The sequence below is a fragment of the Dokdonella sp. genome (assembly GCF_017744955.1).
Taxonomy (GTDB): domain Bacteria; phylum Pseudomonadota; class Gammaproteobacteria; order Xanthomonadales; family Rhodanobacteraceae; genus Dokdonella_A.
On the sequence record NZ_JAGIAG010000005.1, the window covers coordinates 301,734 to 322,762 of the forward strand.

The 21,029-nt window shown below is 68.2% G+C and carries 19 protein-coding genes; 6 read left to right on the top strand and 13 right to left on the bottom strand.

Going from position 1 to position 21,029, the window contains the following annotated elements:
• Positions 1 to 23: 23 nt before the first annotated feature.
• The 3 genes from J7520_RS13305 to J7520_RS13315 all read right to left on the bottom strand — a co-directional run bounded on the left by J7520_RS13305 (position 24) and on the right by J7520_RS13315 (position 2,103).
• Positions 24 to 506 carry a nucleotidyltransferase gene (locus J7520_RS13305; protein ID WP_291189028.1) on the bottom strand — a complete coding sequence of 161 codons (483 nt, stop codon included), beginning with the start codon at positions 504 to 506 and terminating at the stop codon, positions 24 to 26.
• The gene (locus tag J7520_RS13310) at positions 469 to 666 is read right to left on the bottom strand and encodes a hypothetical protein (protein ID WP_291189030.1); all 198 of its coding nucleotides are present in this window, start codon (positions 664 to 666) and stop codon (positions 469 to 471) included. Before J7520_RS13310 ends, J7520_RS13305 begins: the two co-directional genes overlap by 38 nt.
• 114 nt (positions 667 to 780) lie before the next feature.
• On the bottom strand, positions 781 to 2,103 hold the full coding sequence (locus tag J7520_RS13315; protein ID WP_291189032.1) for a VCBS repeat-containing protein: 1,323 nt from the start codon (positions 2,101 to 2,103) through the stop codon (positions 781 to 783).
• A gap of 176 nt (positions 2,104 to 2,279) precedes the next feature.
• Between J7520_RS13315 and J7520_RS13320 the strand changes: the two genes are divergently transcribed.
• Positions 2,280 to 3,014, top strand: a complete 735-nt coding sequence (locus tag J7520_RS13320) for a 16S rRNA (uracil(1498)-N(3))-methyltransferase (protein WP_291189034.1) — start codon at positions 2,280 to 2,282, stop codon at positions 3,012 to 3,014.
• A 133-nt stretch (positions 3,015 to 3,147) separates the two neighbouring features.
• On the opposite strand, the gene J7520_RS13325 is transcribed toward J7520_RS13320, so the two are convergent.
• Complete coding sequence (locus J7520_RS13325; protein ID WP_291189036.1) at positions 3,148 to 3,810, bottom strand: hypothetical protein; 663 nt, start codon at positions 3,808 to 3,810, stop codon at positions 3,148 to 3,150.
• Between the two features lie 73 nt (positions 3,811 to 3,883).
• Positions 3,884 to 4,909: an N-acetylmuramidase domain-containing protein gene (locus J7520_RS13330; protein WP_291189038.1), complete on the bottom strand. Its 1,026-nt coding sequence runs from the start codon at positions 4,907 to 4,909 to the stop codon at positions 3,884 to 3,886.
• Between the two features lie 213 nt (positions 4,910 to 5,122).
• Between J7520_RS13330 and J7520_RS13335 the strand changes: the two genes are divergently transcribed.
• The gene (locus tag J7520_RS13335; RefSeq protein WP_291189040.1) at positions 5,123 to 6,157 is read left to right on the top strand and encodes a glycoside hydrolase family 5 protein; all 1,035 of its coding nucleotides are present in this window, start codon (positions 5,123 to 5,125) and stop codon (positions 6,155 to 6,157) included.
• 37 nt (positions 6,158 to 6,194) lie between these two features.
• Here the strand turns inward: J7520_RS13335 and J7520_RS13340 are convergent, their stop codons facing one another.
• The 6 genes from J7520_RS13340 to J7520_RS13365 all read right to left on the bottom strand — a co-directional run bounded on the left by J7520_RS13340 (position 6,195) and on the right by J7520_RS13365 (position 16,723).
• Positions 6,195 to 6,902 (bottom strand): SH3 domain-containing protein, encoded by a 708-nt coding sequence (locus J7520_RS13340; RefSeq protein WP_291189042.1) that lies wholly within the window; start codon positions 6,900 to 6,902, stop codon positions 6,195 to 6,197.
• Positions 6,856 to 7,884: a hypothetical protein gene (locus J7520_RS13345; RefSeq protein WP_291189044.1), complete on the bottom strand. Its 1,029-nt coding sequence runs from the start codon at positions 7,882 to 7,884 to the stop codon at positions 6,856 to 6,858. Before J7520_RS13345 ends, J7520_RS13340 begins: the two co-directional genes overlap by 47 nt.
• Positions 7,885 to 8,212: 328 nt before the next feature.
• A complete protein-coding gene (locus J7520_RS13350; RefSeq protein ID WP_291189046.1) occupies positions 8,213 to 9,403 on the bottom strand; it encodes an FAD-dependent oxidoreductase in 1,191 nt (396 codons plus the stop codon).
• 528 nt (positions 9,404 to 9,931) lie between these two features.
• Positions 9,932 to 13,240, bottom strand: coding sequence for a S8 family serine peptidase (locus J7520_RS13355; RefSeq protein WP_291189048.1), 3,309 nt, complete (start codon positions 13,238 to 13,240; stop codon positions 9,932 to 9,934).
• Positions 13,241 to 13,420: 180 nt separating this feature from the next.
• Positions 13,421 to 15,832 (bottom strand): winged helix-turn-helix domain-containing protein, encoded by a 2,412-nt coding sequence (locus J7520_RS13360; RefSeq protein WP_291189050.1) that lies wholly within the window; start codon positions 15,830 to 15,832, stop codon positions 13,421 to 13,423.
• A gap of 75 nt (positions 15,833 to 15,907) precedes the next feature.
• Positions 15,908 to 16,723, bottom strand: coding sequence for an AAC(3) family N-acetyltransferase (locus tag J7520_RS13365; protein ID WP_291189052.1), 816 nt, complete (start codon positions 16,721 to 16,723; stop codon positions 15,908 to 15,910).
• Between the two features lie 130 nt (positions 16,724 to 16,853).
• On the opposite strand from J7520_RS13365, the gene J7520_RS13370 reads away from it, so the two are divergent.
• The 3 genes from J7520_RS13370 (at position 16,854) to J7520_RS13380 (ending at position 18,344) form a co-directional block, all read left to right on the top strand.
• On the top strand, positions 16,854 to 17,309 hold the full coding sequence (locus J7520_RS13370; RefSeq protein ID WP_291189054.1) for a BON domain-containing protein: 456 nt from the start codon (positions 16,854 to 16,856) through the stop codon (positions 17,307 to 17,309).
• 45 nt (positions 17,310 to 17,354) lie between these two features.
• Positions 17,355 to 17,552, top strand: a complete 198-nt coding sequence (locus tag J7520_RS13375; RefSeq protein WP_291189056.1) for a CsbD family protein — start codon at positions 17,355 to 17,357, stop codon at positions 17,550 to 17,552.
• Positions 17,553 to 17,849: 297 nt separating this feature from the next.
• Positions 17,850 to 18,344 carry a hypothetical protein gene (locus J7520_RS13380; protein WP_291189058.1) on the top strand — a complete coding sequence of 165 codons (495 nt, stop codon included), beginning with the start codon at positions 17,850 to 17,852 and terminating at the stop codon, positions 18,342 to 18,344.
• Positions 18,345 to 18,778: 434 nt separating this feature from the next.
• On the opposite strand, the gene J7520_RS13385 is transcribed toward J7520_RS13380, so the two are convergent.
• Complete coding sequence (locus J7520_RS13385; protein ID WP_291189060.1) at positions 18,779 to 18,988, bottom strand: hypothetical protein; 210 nt, start codon at positions 18,986 to 18,988, stop codon at positions 18,779 to 18,781.
• Positions 18,989 to 19,372: 384 nt separating this feature from the next.
• On the opposite strand from J7520_RS13385, the gene J7520_RS13390 reads away from it, so the two are divergent.
• Positions 19,373 to 19,837, top strand: coding sequence for a hypothetical protein (locus tag J7520_RS13390; RefSeq protein ID WP_291189061.1), 465 nt, complete (start codon positions 19,373 to 19,375; stop codon positions 19,835 to 19,837).
• A 508-nt stretch (positions 19,838 to 20,345) separates the two neighbouring features.
• On the opposite strand, the gene J7520_RS13395 is transcribed toward J7520_RS13390, so the two are convergent.
• Positions 20,346 to 21,029 (bottom strand): RHS repeat-associated core domain-containing protein (locus tag J7520_RS13395; protein WP_291189063.1); only part of this gene is annotated, 684 nt, incomplete at its 5' end.

Here is a 21,029-nt window from a genome sequence, read left to right on the forward strand (position 1 = left end):
CATACTCATTCGTCCAGTTGCCGTTACGGCCCGCGCAACTTTTCGCGGATCGCCCGCAGTTCCTTGGCAGCGATCATATCCTTGTCTCGGCCGAGCGCCTCCTTGGCCGCGATCAGGTCATCGAGTCCGATCGCGCGCACGCGCCGGCCGAACAATTCGATCTCGACTGCATCGCGTGCGACGCGCGCATAATCGCCGACGCCGGTAATGCTGCCGAGCAGATCGAGCGTGCCCAGGTCGGTGTTGAGATACAGATTGCTCAACGCCACGCCTTGCTCGGGATTGTCGAGAAATGACTGCTGCGGTGCCGACAGGCGATGCCGGGGGTGGAAATTCCGGAAGGCTTCACGCAGTTTTTCGATGGTCTCCGGCGTCAGCGTCGCGCAGACGTCGACATCGCGGGTCAGCAGACTCGACCCGTGCAGCATTGCGGCATAGCCGCCGACCAGCACGAAGTCGATGCCGGCGTCATCGAGTCGTTGCAGCAGCTTTTGCAGATCGCTCACGCAGTCGCTGTCCCGCGCGCTCTATTTCAAGCGCGAAATCAAGGGCCGCCTGATGCTGCAAGGCCCGCTGCTCCGGACTCAGACGCAGGTTGTCGTCGATCAGGCCGAGGTCGATACCAGCGCGTTCGGCCGCTTCGATGACGGTGGATGGATCGACCATGGCAACAAGAGAATTCCGACGGCGGCACGCCGAGGTAACTGCCGCGAGTATACGTCACGCCGTGATCGGGGCCGGTCGATCCCGCATCCCGAGCCTCAGTCGGCTCGGCAGCCGTTACGAATCCTGCCCAGCTGCCAGACGTGCTGCCCTCGCCCTCCCCGCACTCGCCGACTCGAAGCCGTCCTCGAAGATCGTATCGTCGACCGGCGTGCCGGTGTTGAGGAAGACGACGACCGACGGCTGTCCGGAGAAGCCGACCGCGAGGTCCGGCAGGCCGTCGCCGTTGACGTCGCCGAAGGCGAGCGCGTTGCCGGCGCCGTCGCCGTCGTAACTCCACGCCGGCACCGGATCGAGCGCGCCGTCGCGGCTGAGGTAGAGCCAAACCTTGCCGCGCGAGAAGTCGATCTCGGCGACGTCCGGAAGACCGTCGCCGTTGACGTCGGCGACGGCGACGCCCTGGTGGTCGGAGTCGGTGTTGTCGGCCTGCCAGGTCGGCGCGAAGCCGCCGCTGCCGTCGTTGGCGTACACGGTCAGGCGCGTCTGGCCGAGCAGGATGTCCTGATCGCCGTCGCCGTCGAAGTCGGCGATCGCGACGCCGCGGTCGCCGGCGGTCGAGCCGGTGCTCCAGAACGGCGCCGTGTCCAGCGTGGTGCCGTCGTTGGCGTAGGCGGCGCTCTGGAAATCGACCCATTTCGCTACCGCGAGATCGCGATCGCCGTCGCCGTCGAGGTCGCCGGCGGCGACCGAGTTCTGCACGGCCGCCTCGGCGGACTGCCAGTCCGGCGTGGTGGCGAAGCCGCTGCCGTCGTTGCGGAACAGGTACAGCGGTCGATACGGATCGCTGCTGCCGCTGCCCTGGTTGGCGGTGACGAGGTCGAGATCGCCGTCGCCGTCGATGTCGACCAGGGCCATGCCGACGGCCCAGGCCGGTTGCTGCGACTGCCAGCCGGCGGTCGTCGCCAATCCCTTCGCGGACCCGAAGTAGACCGCGTTCGGATCGTAGGAGAAGCCGCCGCGCGCGACGACGAGATCGCGCATGCCGTCGCCATCGATGTCGGCGATCGCGACTTCGCTGCTGTGGCTCTGGTCGACCGACTGCCAGGAAGGTTCGTTCTCGAGCGTACCGTCGACGTTGAAGTAGACGTAGTCGTGCCAGTCCTCGTACGGCGGAAAGCTGTTGCTGTGATAGGTACCGACGGCGAGGTCGTCGCGGCCGTCGCCGTCGAGGTCGCCGAAGGCGAGCCCGGCGACCTGCAGACGCAGCGTGTTCTGCCAGTCCGGCGTCGCCGCGTACGGCACGGCGCCGGTCGGTGCGCGCGAGGGCGATGCGGGCACGCGCGCGACGACGCGGCCGTCCGGTGCGACCGCGTACGGCGTCGCGGCGAAGCTCGTGGTGCCCAGGGCCAGGGCGGCGCAGATCAAACCGGCGTGCAGCATCGAGGCGAACTCCCGAACCAGGCGTCCTCGAGCATAGCGCGCGCATCGCTCGCTGCCGTGTGCGCGCGCACAGGAAACTATCGCGCGACGGATCGGTCCGAACCAGATCCGCGCAGGCTGGCGTACCCGCGTCGGCTTGCGCACAATCCTCCTACCTTCGCGCCACGGAGATCCTCATGCGCATTCCCCGCATCTACGTGCCGCAACCGCTGCGTCCGGGCCGTGAAGTCGAACTGCCGGTCCAGGCCGGCGAGCACATCGCGCGCGTGCTGCGTCTCGACCGCGGTCATCCGCTGCGCCTGTTCAACGGCGACGGCGGCGAGTACGCCGGCGAGCTCGCCTCGCTGGCGAAGCGTTCGGTCACCGCGCGCGTGCTCGACTCGGCCACTGCGCCCGAACGCGAGAGCCCGCTGCGCATCACGCTCGGCCAGGGCATCGCGCGCGGCGAGAAGATGGACTGGATCCTGCAGAAGGCGACCGAGCTCGGCGTCGCGCGCGTGGTGCCGCTGGTCACCGACCGCACCGAGGTCAAGCTCGACGCCGAACGCGCCGAACGCCGCCTGGCGCACTGGGAAGCCGTGATCGCCTCGGCCTGCGAGCAATGCGGACGCAACCGCCTGCCGGAACTGGCCGAGCCGATGAAGCTCGCCGACTGGGCCGCCGCGCTCGGCGAGGAGGCCGGCCTGCGCCTCGCGCTCGATCCGCACGGCGACGTCGGCGCGCGCGACCTCGTCGTCGGCGCGACGGCGACGCTCGCGGTCGGGCCCGAGGGCGGCCTGTCCGAACACGATCTCGCCACGCTCGACCAGGCCGGCTTCCGCGGCCTGCGCCTCGGCCCGCGCATCCTGCGCACCGAAACCGCCGGCCTCGCCGCGCTGGCGGCATTGCAGGCGATCCACGGCGACCTTTGATTCGAGGCCTTCCGGAAGCTGCCGTCGCGCGGACGCGCACCAACCCGCCGCGTCGAACAGGCCGGCGACTTCCGACACTGGATGACGTCATGCCCGCGAACGCGGGCATCCCTCCGGCGGCGCGGCGCGCCGCTCAGTCCGTGCTGACGAAACGCAGATGCACGCCCGGCACTTGCAGCGTGCGCGCGGTCACGCCGTCGTTCAAATCGCTCTTGCGCAACGGCACCGAAACACTTCCGAGTTCGGGCTCGTCACCGAGCCCACCGCATTCGTCTCCCCATGCGATGCGCAGATCGACGCCGTCTTCGCGCACCGCGCCGACGTAGAACTGCGACAGCGACGCCGGCGTCAGGCGTTGCTCGCAGTGCTTGGCGGTGATCTCGTCGAGCCGCTGGAACAGCGCCGAAAGCGATGCGGGTGCTTCGTTGCCGAGCATGTCCGCCACTTCGTGGGTCGCGCGCAGCGCTTGCAGCAGCGATGCCGGACGCACGTAGTCCTCGACGCGTGCCGGCCCGCCGGAACCGAGGCGGACGCTGCGCGCCGCGACGTAGCCGCCGTCGCGCAGCGGTGTGGCGCATTCGCCGGGCAGGCGGCGATAGACGAGTTCGAAGCTGAGCGCATCACCGAGCAGGGACAGCGGCTTGAGGTCGACCTCGATCGCGCATTCGCGGCCCGGCGCGGCGGTGTCGAGCCGGTAGCCGGACGGCAGCAGCGACTTCGCATAGGCCTGCGCGGAGAAGGCGGCCGAAGCGCCGTCGCTTGAGACGGCGACGATGTCGCCGTCCTTCGCCTGCACGTTCCAATTCGTGCCGCCGGCGAGAGCCGGGCCGGCGCAGAAGGCCAGCAGCGCGAAAGCGACGGCGCGTTTGCTATTTCGCCACGAGCGGCGCGGTGACGGTCGCGAACGCGTCGGCGAAATCTTTGAGCTTGGATCCATAGTCCGCGATGCCGCCGCCGTTGTACCGGGTTGCGAATGTATCGTAGTTGCCGGCGTTCAAGGCGTCCTTCAGATTGCTGTTGCCGCCGATGTGGTCGGTCATCGCCTCGAACTGCTTGATCGGGTTGTCCTTCAGCGTCGTGTACATCTGCTCCGCGCTGGTGTAGCCGGCCGAGGTGTAGTTGAAGCCCATGACCTGACCCGGCCCCATCGAGATCGACGCCGCCGCGGCTTCGGGATTGAGGCTGTGCGCGTAGTTGAACGCGTCCCAGTTGATGTTCTGGTCCTGCGGACCGCCGGTCGGATGGATCGACTTCCAGGTGCCCGGCGTGCCGTCGGCGGCGACCTTGCCGTCGCCGATCGCGTTGAACTTGTGGCCCTTCCAGGTCGTCGTCGCGTTGTACTGGAAGTGCGAATCGAAATCGGCCTTCTGCGTCGCGTCGATGCGCTCGGCGAACTTGTGCACCTCGAAGCGGATCGTCATGCGCGCGGCCGGATCGATCTGGCCGCCGGTTTCCTTGGCGATGATGCCGATCACATCCTTGACGTTCAGGCCGGCCTTGGTGGCGAGGCGCTCGATGTCCTTGCCGTGGTGGTTGTAGATGTCGGCGACCGTCAGCTGGCTGCCGCTGAGCTTGCTGGTGTCGATGCGGCCGAGCGCGCCGGGACCGGATTCGACGAACCCGGTGGCCGGGCCGAAGGTGGCCTGGTTCGCCGCACGCAGATCCGACGCCGACACGCCCCAGCGATCGGCGATCGACTGCAAGGTGTCGCCGGCGACGGCCTTGTACTGCAGGCCGAGGCCCTCGGTCGCGGCCGGAATCGCCAGGATCATGCCGGGCTTGACCTCGTTGGCCGGCTGCGCGGCCTGCGCCTGCTCGGGCGAAGGCTCCAGTCCGGCGCGCATCGACTCGGCCAGGGAACCTGCGTTGCTGCGACTGTCGACACCCAGGCTCATGACGTGGCGCTCCGCTGTTCGATGCAGGCGACCTTAGAACCAACGCCGGCGGCCAACAGCTAGGGGAAACCCGTGCCGATGCGCGCAATGTGACGCGAGCCACGAAATCGCGCGCTGGCGGATTTCCGCGCCGTTCGGCGTATTCGACGGCGAAGGAACGCTTCCCGACGCGTTTTCCGAATTCCCGCAACCGCGATCCGCAGGGAGAAACACATGGCGACGTCGATCCGAACCACCGTGCTGGCGCTGATGCTCGGCGGCGCGCTCTGCGCGCAGGCCGGGGCCAACAACCGCTACGGCGGGGTCAACCTGTCCGGCGCCGAGTTCGGCGAGGCGCTGCCGGGCGAACCCAGCGTCGACTACACCTGGCCGACCAACGCGGAAATCGACTATTTCCGCAGTCGCGGCATGAACATCGTGCGCATCCAGTTCCTGTGGGAACGCCTGCAGCCGGCCATGTACGGCGACTTCGAGGCGGACTATCTGGCCCCGCTCGACGGCCTCGTCGCGCACGCGACGGCGGCCGGCGTGCGCGTGATCCTCAACCCGCAGAACTTCGCGCGCTACTACGGCGACGTGATCGGTTCGGCGGCGGTGCCGAACGACGCCTTCGCCGATTTCTGGTCGCGCCTGGCCGACCGCTACGCCGGCAACGACCGGGTCGTGTTCGGACTGATGAACGAACCGAACAGCATGCCGACCGAACAATGGGTCGACGCCGCCAACGCGGCGATCGCCGCGATCCGCGCGACCGGTGCCACGCAGCTGATCCTGGTACCCGGCAACGCATGGACCGGCGCCTGGAGCTGGAACGACGAGTGGTACGGCACGCCGAACGGGACCGCGATGCTGTCGATCGTCGACGACGGCCCGCATGCGTTCGAGGTGCATCAGTACTTCGACGCCGACCGCGGCGGCGAACAGCCGACCTGCGAAGCGGGCACCGGCGAGGCCCAGCTTCTGGCCATGACCGCCTGGCTGCGCGCCAACGGCGTACGCGGCTTTCTCGCCGAAACCGCCGGCGGCAACAGCGCCGCGTGCCGGTCGGCGATCGAAAGCGCACTATCCCATCTGCGCACGTATGCCGACGTCTGGCTCGGCTGGGCCTGGTGGGCGGCCGGGCCGGACTGGCAGGACTATCCGTTCTCGCTCGAACCGACTGGCAACCTGACCGTCGACGCGCCGCAGATGAGCTGGCTGCTGCCGTACATGCCGCCGTTGTTCGCCGACGGTTTCGAGGGCGGCTGAAGCCGCGCTCGTCGTCGCGCACGACCCATCGTGCCGGCTACTGTTCGACCGAGTCGCAGGTCGTTTCCTGGTTCGCGCAGATGCCGCGGAACCAGGCGCGCCGCGGCGTGCGGTCGGTGTCGTCGAGCAGGGCCTGCGAGGCCGGATCGCGACGCTGCTGCTGCACGAACTCGACCAGCGCCCAGGAACCCGAGCACGCCAGCACGCCGTTCAGCATGGCGAGATCGGTCAGCGCGTCGTCGCCGAGATCGACGACGCGTTCGCTGGCCGTGTCCGGCGCGCGGTAGCCGTGCGCCGACTGAATCTTGAAACGCACCAGACGGCCGCTGACCCAGCCGCTGCCGGCGTAGGTCGGACGCGCCGGTGCGCCGCTGCGCGAAGGATCGTCGTGCGCGCCCTCGATGCGCAGCCATCCGCCGCGCGAGGCAGTGATGCGGAACGGGATGCCGAAATCGGGGCGGTCCTCGTCGACGCTGAGCGGCGGCAGCGTGCCGAGCACGCGCGCCTGCGCCGACGGAGCCGCGCGCACGTTGAGGCCGCGCGGATCGCGGTCCACGGCCCAGCCTTCGAGCGAACAGGAGGCTTGCGCGGCGGGAATGTCGATCGCACCGCCGCGTGCGTTCGCCGCGGTCGCGCTGCCGATGCCGGTCGCGCCGAGCGCGATGGCGAACAGCGCCGCCGCGCGCGCGGCCTGGCGGCTACTGCGTGGTGGTGAGGACGTACTGCCAGCTCGTCTGCGCGGCATCGGCCTTCACCGCTCCCTGGAATGTGCGGAAGTCGTCGGGATGCAGCGTCGTGCAGCCGGCCGAATCAGTGTTCGTGCGGCTGCCGGAATGGATCTTGAAGGTGTTGTTGAGATCGACCACGCCGCCGACGTCGTCGGCGTTGAACAGGCCGTCGTGGTTCGAGTCGCGCTCGACGCGCCCGGCGCCCTCGGCGACCGCCGCGGCGGACGGGCGCAGCGAGAACGACGTGCCGGCGGAACGCGGATTGGCATGCGTGGTCTGGATCAGCTCGGTGGTGCCCTGCGCGAGTCTACCCAATTCCGGCACGCCGTCGCCGGTCACGTCGTCGCCTTCCGCGCGGCGGAAGGTGACGTCCGGATTGGTCTTCTGGTTGCCGTCGTACTGCGCGGTCGGTTCGGTCGAGGCGCGGTCGAACTCGTTCACGTGCACGCCGCCGTCGGCGTCGCGCGCGAGCACGACCAGGCGGTCGTCGTAGACGCCCTGCCCCTTGTTGGCGAGCGTGCTGGTCTCGGCGCGCAGGCCGAGGATCACGCGGTCGCCGGCGTCGAGGGAATCGCGCGCCGCCTGCGTGCCGCGCGTCTCGACGATGCTCGAATAGACGTCGTACTTCTGCTGGTCGCTGAGAGTGGCGGTGTCCGGCATCGACGGCGGATTGCTGCCGGCGTCGTTGATGCGGCGGATCGTGCTGCCGATCTCGGCCGGCGTCGCGTACAGCGTCTGCGTACCGAGCGACGGCGACGGATCGAGGGAGCTCCGCAGCCGCGTGCTGACCATGCGATCGAGCGCGTCCTGCACCGCCTGCGGCTGGCCCTGGCGCGCGGCTTCGAGCGTGGCGACCGCTTCGCCGGAACGGCCGGTGCGGAACAGGTCGGCGACCGTGCTCGCGGTCGCCGCGTTGTCCACCGGCCGCGACATCGCCGGCTGCGTCGTGGCGCTGCTGCCGATGGCGTGCAGTCTCGAGTCGAGTGCGAGCGACGTCATGTGCGGGGGCTCCGTCCTGTCCGGTCGAAGCAAGCCTAGCCCGCGTGGCGAAGGCGGCCATCTGGGACAAACCCCAGGCCGGAGGGCGCTTTTGTCGACGCGCGTCACACCTCGCGCGACCGGCTCAACTCCGTGCCGGCGCGGCGGCGTCCAGCGGCAGGCCAAGTCCGGTCAACTCCGTGCACAGGCGTTGCGCATCGACGAAGCGCAGCGCGCGCAGGCCGGCGGCGAGCGCCGCGTCGACGTTGCGCGCGATCCTGCCACTCGTTCCACGGAGCGTTGCAGACGTGTTCGAGGAACGACGCGACGTGCCGACGCTGCGAAGCCGCTACGCCATGCGCGGCAGACGCCCGCGCACGCTGTCGGCGTCGTGCCGGCGCGGGTCGGCGATCAGCTCGCGCGCCGCGTCGACCTGGCCCCAGACGTTCCACAGCAGCACGCCGCGCACGCGGCCGTCATCGAGATAGTAGACCACGCCTTCGCGGTACGGCTGCGTCCACTGCTCGACCACGTCGAGACGGTCGTCGAGCAGGCCGACCGCTTCGTAGCCGAGATCGAACAGGTCGGAATAGAAGAACGGCAGCGTGGTGTAGTCCTCCTCCGCGCCGGCCATCACGCGACCGGCGTGATGGCCCATGCCGATCGCCGCGTTCTCGTGCTCGACGCGCAGGCGCATGCCGAGCGGCGCGCACGGAAAACTGGCGACGTCGCCGGCGGCGAACACGTCCGGATCGGCGGTGCGCAAGCGGGCGTCGACGACGATGCCGTTGTCGACGGCCAGCCCCGCCGCCGCGGCCAGTTCGGTGTTCGGCGTCACGCCGAGGCCGGCGACGACCGCGTCGTAGCGCGCGCCGGTTCCGTCCGACAGCGCCAGTTCGACGCCGTCGCCGTCGTCGCGGCCGCCGACCACGCGCACACCGGCGCGCAGGGTCACGCCGCGTTCGCGGTAGTAGCGGTCGAGGAAGTCCGACAGCGCCGGCGGATAGCGGCCCGCGCCGATACCGTCGCCGGGGAACAGCATCGTCACCTTGCAGCCCTTCGTCGCCAGCGATGCGGCGATCTCGCTGCCGATGAAGCCGGCGCCGATCACGGCAATGCGTGCGCCCGGCTGCGCATAGCGGCGCAGCGCGAGGTAGTCGTCGAGAGTGCGGAAATGGATCACGCGCCCGCCGTCGAACGGCAGGCGCCGCGGCGACGCGCCGGTCGCGAGCAGCAGGCGTCGATAGCGGTACATGTCGCCGGCGTCGTCGGTGGCCTGGTGCGCAGCGCGGTCGAGCGCGACGATGCGCCGGCCGAGATGCAGCGTCGCGCCGCTCCTGGCGGTGCCGAGATCGACCGACTCGGCCGGCTTGTCGTCCTTCCACAGCGCCTTGGACAACGGCGGCCGCTCGTACGGCGCGCGCGCCTCGCTGCCCACCAGGGCGACACGCGCGGACGCATCGCTCTCGCGGATCGCCTTCGCCGCCGCGTCGGCGGTCATGCCGGCGCCGACGATCAGGTAGTCGTAGTGGTGTTGCATGGCCGCGTCTCCGAGCCGGTGAGTCTCGGCGGAGTATGCGCGATCCGGGGCGCGCTCGATTCAACGTTCACACGTTGGAAACCCAACGAAGTGAAATCACCTCTCCCGCTCGCGGGAGAGGTCGCGCCGAAGGCGCGGGTGAGGGGAATCGGAGTGAAGCGCTTCACTCCGGGTCTCCCTCATCCGGCCCTTCGGGCCACCTTCTCCCACCAGTGGGAGAAGGAAAGCGAAGCTCCCCACCTCTCCCGCTCGCGGGAGAGGTCGCGCCGCAGGTGCAGGTGAGGGTTTTCGGAGTGGAGCGTTTCACTCCGGGTCTCCCTCATCCGGCCCTTCGGGCCACCTTCTCCCACCAGTGGGAGAAGGAAAGCGAAGCTGCTTACCTCTCCCGCTCGCGGGAGAAGGGACAGCATCACTCCGGCACGCACCCCAAATGCCGAACGGGAGTTGCCTTCGAGACAGAAAAAACCCGCCATTCCCGAGGGAGGGAAATGGCGGGTAGAGCGAGACCGCTCCGATTCCGAGAGATCGCTACGGCGTGACGGTGAGCTTGATCGGGATCAACGTGATCGGCTTGGCCGGATCGTTGCTCGCCACGCAGAGCTGGCCGATGTGCTCGCCGGCGGTGAGACCGGTCGCGTCGATCGACAACTGGACGTTCTGCGTGACGCCGGCGCCGACCGCTCCCGAGCTCGTCGCCGGAGTCGCCCAGCTCGGCGTGCACTGGCGATCGGCGGTGCCGATCATCGCCGCGTCGTAGTGGCCGTCCCAGCTCGCGCTGATGCCTTCCCAGGCCGCGTTGGCCGGATCGCCGCCGAACTCCGGATCGTTGTTGAAGGCCTGGCCCATGCCGTTCGCCTGCACGCCCATCAGGAAGCGGAACCACATCACGCCGACGCCGTTGACGACGTGCGAGTCGAACTGCGGATAGGCGACCAGCCAGTACTTGCCCGCGTCGAGGTCGAGCGGGACGCCGGCCTCGTCGAGGTCGACGTCGAGCGCATTCGCCGACAGGTCGACGCCGGGTGCGCCGATCGGCAGGTTCAAGGTCCACAGCGGCGCGGTGCCGTCGCCCGGATAGCCGGACGGCTTGCCGCCGGCGTCGGCGTAGATCGACCAGGTCACGCTGCTCGCATACATGTCGACGGTGTCGCCGAAGTTGGCGAACAGGAAGCCCGGCACCGACAGCTTCTGGAACGAGGTCGGCTGGTCGAGCACGATGTCGTCGCCGACGAAGGCGCCGTTGTTGGCGTCGACGTAGAGCGAGCTGACCAGGCCGTCGCGCGTATCCGGCGCCTGGTTCACCACCGGCACCGAATTGACGCCGCCGAGCAGGTTCCAGGTCAGGCCGGCGTTGCCGAGGTTGCGCACCGCGAACGCCGCCGTGGCGGTGCCGCCGGCGGCGACTTCGACGTCGAAGCGCGCCGGCGTCAGCTCGAGCTTGAACGGATCGACGAACACCGCGGCCGGCAGGTGCAGCGCCTGGCCGCCGCCGTCCGGCGTCAGACCGACTTCGCCGAACGTGTAGGCGCCCTGGTCGAGGCCGCCGACGTCGAGCGCGAACGAAACGCTGCCGCTGGCGCCGGGCGCCAAGATCAGCGTGCTCGGCGTGGCGCTGCCGGCGATGCCGGCGAGGCTGACGTTCCAGCTACGCGTGGCGCCGCCGACATTGCGGAAGCTGCGCGTGAACGTGCAGGTGCCGACGCAGTGGTCGCCGCCGAGACTCGGCACGTTGAGGCTGCCCGGATCGCCGCCGCGCGCGGGATCGGCGCGCAGGTAGCGGTAGCTGGTCTCGTTCATGACCAGCCCGCTGCCGATCGCGAGGTCCGCGCGCACGCGGCCGGCGCCCATGTCGAACGGATTGGCCGCCGCTTCGCTCGGCAGCGCGACGATGCCCTCGTTCTTGCTGGTCAGCATCAGCGCCGACTTCACCTCGGCCGGCGTCCACTCGGGATGCGCCTTGCGGATCAGCGCGGCCGCGCCGGCGATGTGCGGCGAGGCCATCGAGGTGCCGCTGATCACGCCGAAGGAATTCGCGTCGCCGGCGTAGGCGGCGAGGATGTTCGAGCCCGGCGCGGCGATGTCCGGCTTCAGCAGCGAGAACGCGGTCGGGCCGCGCGAGCTGAAGCGCGCGATGCGGTCGGGCTGTTCGACGGTGGCTTCGGACGGATAGTCCAGCCGCACGTCGGCGCTGTTGGTGTTGGCGTAGAACGCGGCGATCGACTCGGCCTGCGCCAGCGTCACCACCGCGACCGGGATCGTCGCACCGGCGACGTTCGGATTGATGTCGCCGGCCACGTTGTTGAACATCACCACCGCGGCCGCGCCGCCGGCCTCGGCGTTCTGCACCTTGGCGATGAAGGTGCAGGTGCCGCGGCGGATCAGCACGACCTTGCCGGTGTAGCTGCCGGCGGTGGCCGGGGAGCACTGCAGCGGATCGGCGACGTTGTAGGCGAGCGGGCCGGCGACCGGCGCGGTCAGCGGGATCGCGGACGTCGGGATCGTCATCGGCAGCGCTTCGAGCGCGGGCGGCACCGGCGCAGGTCCGGTCACGCGGAACATGTTCACGAACGCGCCGCGGCCGTGCGTGCTGGCGGCGGCGGTCGTCACCCACGGCTCGGCGTGGCCGGTCGAGCCGGACGAGGGGCCGCTGTTGCCGGCCGAGGCGGCGACGAAGATGTCGGCGTCGACGGCGTCGAGGAAGGCCTGCGAGGGCTCCTCGTTCCACGGATCGCTGCCGCCGGCGATCGAGTAGTTCAGCACGTCGACGATGCCGTCGGCGACGGCCTGGTTGATCGACGCAACGAGAGAGGGATACAGGCAGCTGCCGCGACCGTCGCCGGTCGTGTAGCAGGCGTTGTAGACGATCAGGTTGGCGCGCGGCGCGACGCCGGTGATCGGCAGCTGCGGCCCGCCCGGCACCTGCGCGACGACCGGATTGCCGGCCACCGTCGAGGCGGTGTGCGAGCCATGGCCGTTCTCGTCGACCGGGCCAGGGCCGTTGGTCGCGCCCGGATCGTTGGCGAGGATGTCCGGCATGAACTCGGTGACGAAGTCGTAGGCGCCGATGACCTTGTCGTTGCACTGCGGCGTCCAGTCCGGACTCGGCAGCGGCCCGCACAGGCCGAGGTAGTGGCCGGCGCCGAGCGGGTTGACGTGCTGGTAGTCGCCGCTGGTCGCGGCGAACGACGGATTGGCGAAGTTGAGGCCGGTGTCGACGATGCCGGCGACGATGCCCTCGCCCCGATTTGGCCGCGTCGCCGGTCCGTCGAAGCCGTCGGCGAAGAGACGGTCGGTGGCGCCGTCGAGGGTGCCGTTCCAGATGTTCGGCGCGCCGATCAGCTGCGGGCCGCGATCGGTCGAGACCGGCACGCTGCGCGCCGCCTGCACCGCCGCCACGCCGGGCAGGGCGGCGAGCTGGCGGGCTTCGGCCGCGGTCACGCGCACGACCATGCCGTTGTAGGCGTGGCGGAACTCGAACGGTGCGCCGACCGAGGTCAGCGGACGGCCGAGCACGCCCGAGGCCTGCTGCAGGAACGCGTGCTGCGCCACGCGCAGCTCCTCGAGGTAGCTCACCGCGGCCGCCGCGCGCAGGTCCGCGCGCTTGCCGGCGGCGACACCGGGCAGCTTGCCCTCGCGCGCCGCCGCGGCCAGCGAAGGCGCATCGAAGCGGATCAGGTACGGCGTCGCGCGGCCGTCGACGGCGCGCAGTACGCGCGCGGAGTCGCCGGCCCTCCCCTGCGTCAGCGGATCGGCGAAGGTGGCGGCCGGCGCGGCGGCGAGAGCGATGGCGACGACGAGCGGCAGCCGGCGGAGCGGCAGGGAAAGCGGCAACGGCATGATGACCTCACGATGGAAAACCGGAACGATCGTCCCTGATCCGGAGCGGCGCCGGCCGGCGTACGGCCGCGCTGAGCGCCTCGCGATCATCGGCGATCGGTGCCGCGGGCACGAGCCCGCGCCATTCCCGAGGCATGCCCGTTCCATACCCGCGGCCCGCCGGAAGCGGGTCCGACGCGGTCAATGCACGGAAACCACCGGCTCTGCGCGACCGATCGGCGCCGGCGTGCCGGGCTCGCGCTGCAGTTCGTTGGCGATGCGGCGCTCGCCGGCCAGGCCGCGCGCGCGGACCAGGCTGGTGTTCCAGGCTTCGCGCTGGCCGAGCGCGTGATAGAGATGCACCTGCAGCAGGGCGCAGTCGAAGTCGCGGTCCGACCAGCGCGCCAGCTGGCCGGCCGCCTCGGCCGCGCGCGGCAGCTCGCCGGCGGCGATCAGCGCCTGCGCGTTGGCGATCGCGACGGTGGCGATGTCCCTCGGCACGCCGGCCTGCTCGGCGGCGCGGCGCGCCTCGTCGAAGGCGCCCTCGACCGCCGCGCCGCCGCCCTGCGCGGCGACGAGCTCCGCCTGCGCCAACCGGGCCAGCGCGAGCACGCTCGCGCGCCGCGCGGCGACGGCCCATTGCGTGAAGCGTGCGCCCTCCTCGGCCGCCGCCGCAGCCTCGCTGCGTCGCAACAGAGACAGCACCAGCACACGCCAGGCTTCCGCGCGCGCATGCGCGAACTCGGCGCCGTCGAGCGCGGCGATCGCCTGCCGCGACAGCGCCGCCGCGGTGGCACCCTGGCCGGCGGCGAGATCGAGTGCGGCCTGCTGCGCGCGCGCCTCGCCGAGCACGGTGGGCTCGCGCTCCGCGTCCGCGCTTTGCAGCAGATCGGCGAGCAGCGCGCGCGCCTCCGCGATGCGTCCGACCGCCGCCAGCGCACGCGCACGGATGACCAGGAACACGCGCCGTTCGAGCGGATTCCGGATCCGCTCCATCAGCGGCATCATGCGCTCGCTCGCCGCCAGCGCGGCGGCCGGCTGCAGCAGCGCGAGCCGCGCGTCGACCTCGTTGCCGAGCGTGTTGATCAGATCGGTCGGCGCGTCCAGGCGCTCGAAGCGGTCGGCGGCGCGCTCGTACAGCGGCAGCGCATCGGCCGGGCGGTCGCGCATCGTCGCCACCGCGCCTTCGTTGATGTCCACGCGCGCCGCCGCGTGCGCGTCGCCGGACAATTCGAAGGCGATGCGCGCACGCGCGAAGTCGCGCCCCGCCTCGGCGTATTCGGCGCGCATCGCGTGCGCGATGCCGCGCGCGGTCAGCGCGTGGCCGAGCGATTCCGGTTCGTTCAGGCGATCGAGCAATGCGATCGCCTCGTCCAGCGACGGCAGCGCGGGCGCGGCGCGGTTCTGCTTCAGCGCGATCGCGCCGAGGCCGGTCAGGGCGCGTGCGCGCAAGGCCGGCTCGGTCTCCCGCGGCAACGCCGGCAGCAGATGTTCGAGCCGTTCGCGCGCGGCGTCGGAGAGGCCGAGCCGATAGTCGATCTCGGACAGGCGCAGTTGCAGCTCCGGCGTGGACTGGTCGTCGGCGCTGGCCGAGGCGATCGCGCGTCGCGCGGCATCGAAGTCGTTCACCAGCAGGGCCGCGTCGACGCGCTGCGAGACTTCCGCCAGCGGCAGGTCGACGACGGCGCGCTCGTCCGGCGCGTCGCGACCGAGCAGGCGCAGCAGCCGATCGGCGGCCGCGCGGCCGACCGTGACCGCGTCGTTCGCACGCGCCTCGACTTCGCGCTCGCGACCGTCGGCGTCGCGCAGCACCGCGCGGACGATCCACTCCGAACCATGGCGCCGCGCCGAGGCGGCGACCAGCGCGCTGGCGCCGGCGGCGTCGCGCAGCGAACGCGCCGCGACCTCGACCGGCGCGTCGCCGACCACGCGCACCACGACGTCGCTGGCCACCACGCCGAGCCCGCCGGCGCGCAGGCGCTGCGCGATCAGGTCCATCAGGCCGAGCCGCAGCCAACCGTCTTCGGCGCGACCTTCGATCTCGACCGGCACCACGGCGAGGCGCAAGCCGTCCTTAGCGGCGACGACCTGCGTGGGCGCTCGGGAATGCATCGCGTACAGCAGCGCACCGAGCGCCGCGCAGCACGCGAGCGCAACGGCGATGCCGAACGGCATCCAGCGTCGGCCGCGCGCGCCGCGTGCGACCGGCTCGGAAACCGGCGGCTCCGATGGCGCGGCGACTTCGACGGGCAGCGCCGATATCGGCGCCGTCACCACGACGTCGGCGGCGACTTCCTCGACGCGCACCGGCGCGATCCAGTGGAAGCCGAAGCGCGGCACGGTCAGGATCACCGCCTGCTGCGCGCCGTCGTCGCCGACCGCGCGGCGCGCCTTGACCAGCGTCTTGCCGACCAGGCTGTCGGTGACGCTGGCCTTGCCCCACACCGCCGAGACCAGCTCGTCGCGGCCGACGGCGCGATCGCGATGTTCGAGCAGATACGCGATGCAGTCGAACACCGTGGGCGACAACGGCACGCGCTTCCCGGCCTGACGCAGTTCGCGCGCGGCGACGTCCACGATGCAGTCGCCGAAATGATAGAGCCGCCGGATCATCGACCTCGAAACGCCGCGGCGCTTCGATGCGCCGTCCTGTCGGGCGATTGTAGCGGCGCCGCCACGTGCTGCGGGCTACGGGTCGAGGCGCATGTCCCGCCAATGGAGGACCACCGCGTCGACCGCCGATCGCAGCGACAGCAGGCGGCTCGGCGCGGAGCCGACCTTTCCGCTGCGCACGAGACCCAGGCTCGACAGATGCCGCCCCGCCTCGTCGAAAAGTTCGGCGCGCAGGATCGGCGTCCGGTAGCGAACCCAGCGGCGCCGGCCGTCGACGACGAGCGGAGAGCCTTCGGCGATGCGCGGCGAGTCGGGCCAGGCCCTGCGTTCGGCGAAGTGCAAGGCGGTACAGCGATCGAACGCGACGCCGAGCAGCAGCACGTGCGCGTCGAGCGCGTACAACCGCGCCAGCGGCGAGGCTTCGCCGAACGGATCGTCGAGCGGCTGGCCGTCGACGACGTGTGCCGCGGCGGGACCGCAGGCGGCGAACGAGCTGGTCGGATGATCGCTGCGCAGCACGCCGGGCCAGGTGCGGAACAGTTCGGCGATGCGCCCCATGTCGCGCGTCGGCGTGCGCAGCGGGTCGAACGGCGGCATCGATTCGCGCACGACGTCCTGCCACGCCGGCGGAATCGGAGGCGACTGCCAATGCACCGGATCGGTCAGATCCGAGGACTGCGCCGGCATCACGATCGTCCCATCGGGGCCGACCGCATCGCTCAACGCTTCGATTACGGCGACGGCGCCGCCGGCGACCCAGCCGAGCGATGTCAGCGAGCTGTGCACGAGCAGCGTCGCATCGCGCCGCACGCCGAGTCCGGCGAGATCCGCCGCTAGGCTCGATCGCGTCCGCACATTGGCACTCGCATGGATGACGTCCGCCTCGGACATCGCATTCGCCTCGTCGCAGATACATCGGAGCGGGAAGTGTAAGCGCCCGCCGCGGCGGCTGGTGACGCACGACGTGCGCTGCGCACGAGTCGACGCACGCGATACGCGCCGTATGTGAACGCTTCCATGCGTGAACATTTCGTTGTTCATCGGAGGGTGCGGATGCGTGGCTAAGGTGGTCGCGCCGCAATCGCAACGCTCGTCGCGACGCGGCGGAAATCCCAATCAGGAGATCCCCATGAAACGCAACAACGCTTCGCTCGTCTCCCTTTCGCTGGCCACCGTCTTCGCCCTGGGCAGCGCCTCCTTCGCCACCGCGCAGGCGGCCGCCGCGCATGACGGAAACGAGCCGACGAAGTCGGACCAGCCGGTCACCGATACCTGGATCACCACCAAGGTGAAGACCGAGCTGGCCACTACCGATGGCGTCAAGAGCATGGAAGTCGACGTCAAGACCATCGACGGCGTGGTGACGCTCACCGGCGTGCTCGCTACCGACACCGCTGTGAAGAAAGCCGTCGCCGCCGCCGAGAGCGTGAAGGGCGTCAAGCGCGTCGATGCGTCCGGCTTGAAGTCGAAGGAATGAGGAACGCGGCGCGACGCGCCGCTCCTTTCAACTCAGGAGATTTTCATGAACGAAGACAGGATCAAAGGTCAATGGAAGCAGCTGTCCGGCAAGCTCAAAGCCCAGTGGGGCAAGCTCACGGATGACGATCTCGCCGTCGCGGAGGGCAATGCCGACTACCTCGCCGGAAAGATCCAGGAGCGTTACGGCATCGCCAAGGACGAGGCGAAGAAGCAGGTCGACGAGTTCGATCGTCGGCTGTAGTCCATAGCCGAGAACGTTCATCGAGCGGCGCCATTGGCGCCGCTTTTTTTTTGGGGAATTGGGCGACCTGCTCCGCATGTCGTCGAAGCGCGCGACAGGTCGTCGCTTCGCGATGCCGCAAAGCGAGCGCGTCTCGTCCATAGCTGCATCGTCTTCTGCGTGGCTTCTCCTCGATGAAGGATTGACCATCGACTGAATGACGCTCGCCTCAACGGCCGAGTTCAGAGCGAATTCACTGCCCCGGACCTAGCGTGGCAACAGGGTTCAACCGGGGCATCCGGCCCCACGGAGGTAGGCATGAAATCTGTGACGAAATCCGTCGTTGCGACCCTGGGGCTGGCGCTGTTCGGCACCGCATACGCGGCCGATCGTTACGTACGCTACGAGAGCGGCGACGATTCGTTCTTCGACTATGCGCGCGTCGAACGCGTCGACCGCGTGGTCGACCGCGTCAACGCACCGGTCACGCAGCGCGAATGCTGGAACGAACCGCGCACCGAGTACCGCCCGGGCGCGGCCTATCGGCGCGAGGAGGTCACACCGACCGTCGTGTCGAGCGTCGACGGAACGCCGGTGATGCGCAGCGAAGTGGTCGAACGCGGCGGCTACTACGTCAAGACCTACGAGCAGCAGTGCCGCTCGCGCACCGACTACGACACCACGCAGCGCGTGGTCGGCTATGACGTGGTCTTCACCTATCGCGGCGAGGACTACCACGAGCGCATGAATCACGACCCGGGCGATCGCGTGCGGGTGCGTGTCGAGAACGGCTACGTCGACGTGGCGGAGTGATCTCGTCTGATGGCTTGACCGAGGTCGGTCGAAGGATCGGAGCGCCCGTGCCGGGTGCTCCGATTCTCTTTTCTGTTATATCCGGAGGCAAAGCCCGCGTGATGGTTGCGCTGTCCGCACCGGCCGTTCAAGATCACGTCGATTCGGACATGTCGCCAAAACAGGGCCGGAGATACTTTCGGCCGGACTAGTATCTGCGGAAGCGGGAACTGCGGATCTTCCAGGCAACCTGCGGATACCGACAGCCCTCCTTCGGGGCGTCCGCGTGCATGAAGACGATCAGGCCGCACGCGGCACAGAACAGAACGTCTTTCAGGGGAAGGCTACGACCTGACCTCATCACCTCGGAAACCGGACTCGGAAGCTCCTCAACCGCGCGTACGGCGCATCATCATCGAACTCGAAGACACTCTTAGCCTTATCTAGAGCCATGCCTAGTCTCTATCTTTCCCTAAGAGACCGTACAAAACCATGGCAAGCCCAACAACACCGGATGCTATATATATAAACACAGCTAAATTTGTTGTAAAGACGAAATTTGGCCACTCCGCATTGAATAGAATTTTTTCCCTCAGGGCTCTATCGACAATAGCCAATATGGATCCAACAAGCAACAAAAGACCAGCTTTTGCTGTTGCGTTCATTTCTTGAAGTCCTTGTCGTCATAACGGGCCATGCATTTTCTCGCCTCACAACGCCGCCCCAGAGCCAAAACCAACCCTCTAATTTCCGCTGAAGCCCAAAACACGTTGCACGGCGCATGCCTAGTTACTACGAACCTGAAGGCTATCACGCCCTCTTAAGGGAAACCGACATAGTCGTGCAGGCAAGTCAACAAGGACGAAAGCACTAGGATTCGACCAGGTTACACGTTACACGCGATTCGCACAGTCGCAAGAAGGCGGACCGTGAGCGGAAGGTGTGGCTGCTCGTAGCTTCGCTTGGAGCTCGACGCTCGCAAGCTCATCGCACGCCAAACGCATGGTGATCGAACCCTCGTTCCGCAAGCTCAAATTGCATCGCTGCTGTTGGGCAACTACTACCTGGCGCAGCCCGGCGGAGAGATCGTCACCAAGATCTCGATCGCGTTCGGCCCGACCTTCCCCTCGCTGGCGAACGGCCCGGTCACGTTCTGGCTGCTGCAGGATCCGGACGAGGATTTCGATCCGCGCAACGCCTACGCGATCGCCAGCGTGCAGGGTACGCCGAACGTGTTCAACGACGAGTTCTTCAGCGTCGACATTCCGCCGACCTGGGTGCACGGCGGCTTCTTCGTCGGCGCCAGCGCCAAGCTCGACGGCGGCGCGGACAAGCCCGCACGCGTCGACCGCGACACCAGCGGCGACAAGTCGTGGTTCTTCTACGCGCCAGACATCGCCGCGACGATCGACGACCCCGCCGCCGCGCCGTTCGGTACGCGCAACGACAATCCGCAGTACGTGGTGTTGCCGGGGGCGTTCATGGTGCGTGCGACGGGGACGTCGGCGCCGTAGGACTTCGCACCGACGGCCCGTGCTAGGCGGGTCGTCGGTGATTTCCCGCGCGGATGGGCGCGGCGAAAACGATCGCGCATGCAAACGAGGCCTGCCACGTGCGCATTACATTCTCGATGAACCCGAACAGTTCAGTATGGCAATAAGCGACGGTAGAGAACGCACTCTGACCCCATTTCCGCCCGAGCCTTCCGCTACCTTAGTCTTTTAGCCCACGTTCTTTATGACGTAAAATTACGCAAATAAATTTCTTCAGAAGAAGAACTATCGCAAGTAGGAAAAGTCCATTTAGTACTACGAAATTCACCTCGCCGAGGTAAGTAATACCATTACTCCATACAATACCGATAGGCATAATTGCATAAAGTACGGCATTATATAATATAAATCCACCGGAATCGCGATCGGTCGCACCAATACCGAGAATTAGAACGACAATCAGGAAATGCAACCCGAGGAAAATACATATTCCAGCCAATAGCCCAGATTTCATACGGAAGAATAACCTCTACCTACTGGTTTTAACTGGCGGCGCAGCAGGGATATTTGGATAGTGAGTGTTTATCTCCCACCATTTCGTATAAGAGAAATCCCTGCAATTGTTCCCAAAAAGCCAGTATGCGCCATGACCACTTTGATCTATGTAGCTCTGGAGTTTTTGCTTGATCTCCGCATCAACCTGGGGTGTAGAAGCCCGATAAGTATCGGGATCAATTGCCCCACCGCGAACACCATCCTCATAGTATTCACCCGGAGCGCCGAAAAAGCATGGAGGCTCACCTGCACATCCATAGCTGACACAGAATGCCCCCCCTTCGGGATTCCCTACACATAGTTTTCTGTGGAATGTACCTCCACCTTGATCGCTAGTTCCTCCCTCTACCCAGAAGTCCAAACCCTTTCTGTCGATCAAATTTATCGGACTCGACGCAACAAAAGGAAATGTTCCTATCCCGCCTTTTAGCCCGCTCGGATCACTCTCGATGTACCGCCCAGCAACCGGTTCGTAATCCCTAAAGTAGTTGTAGTTAAGTCCTGTCTCGCTGTCGTAGTATTGCCCCGGGAACCGCAAATTCAGCGCATACGCCGCCCCTCCTGCCGGGCTTTCGTTGGGCCCATCCACCCCGAACGCATTGCCTGAGAAGCGCCACGCCCACTTCGCCGTGTTGGTCGCCGGATCGAACACCTGCCG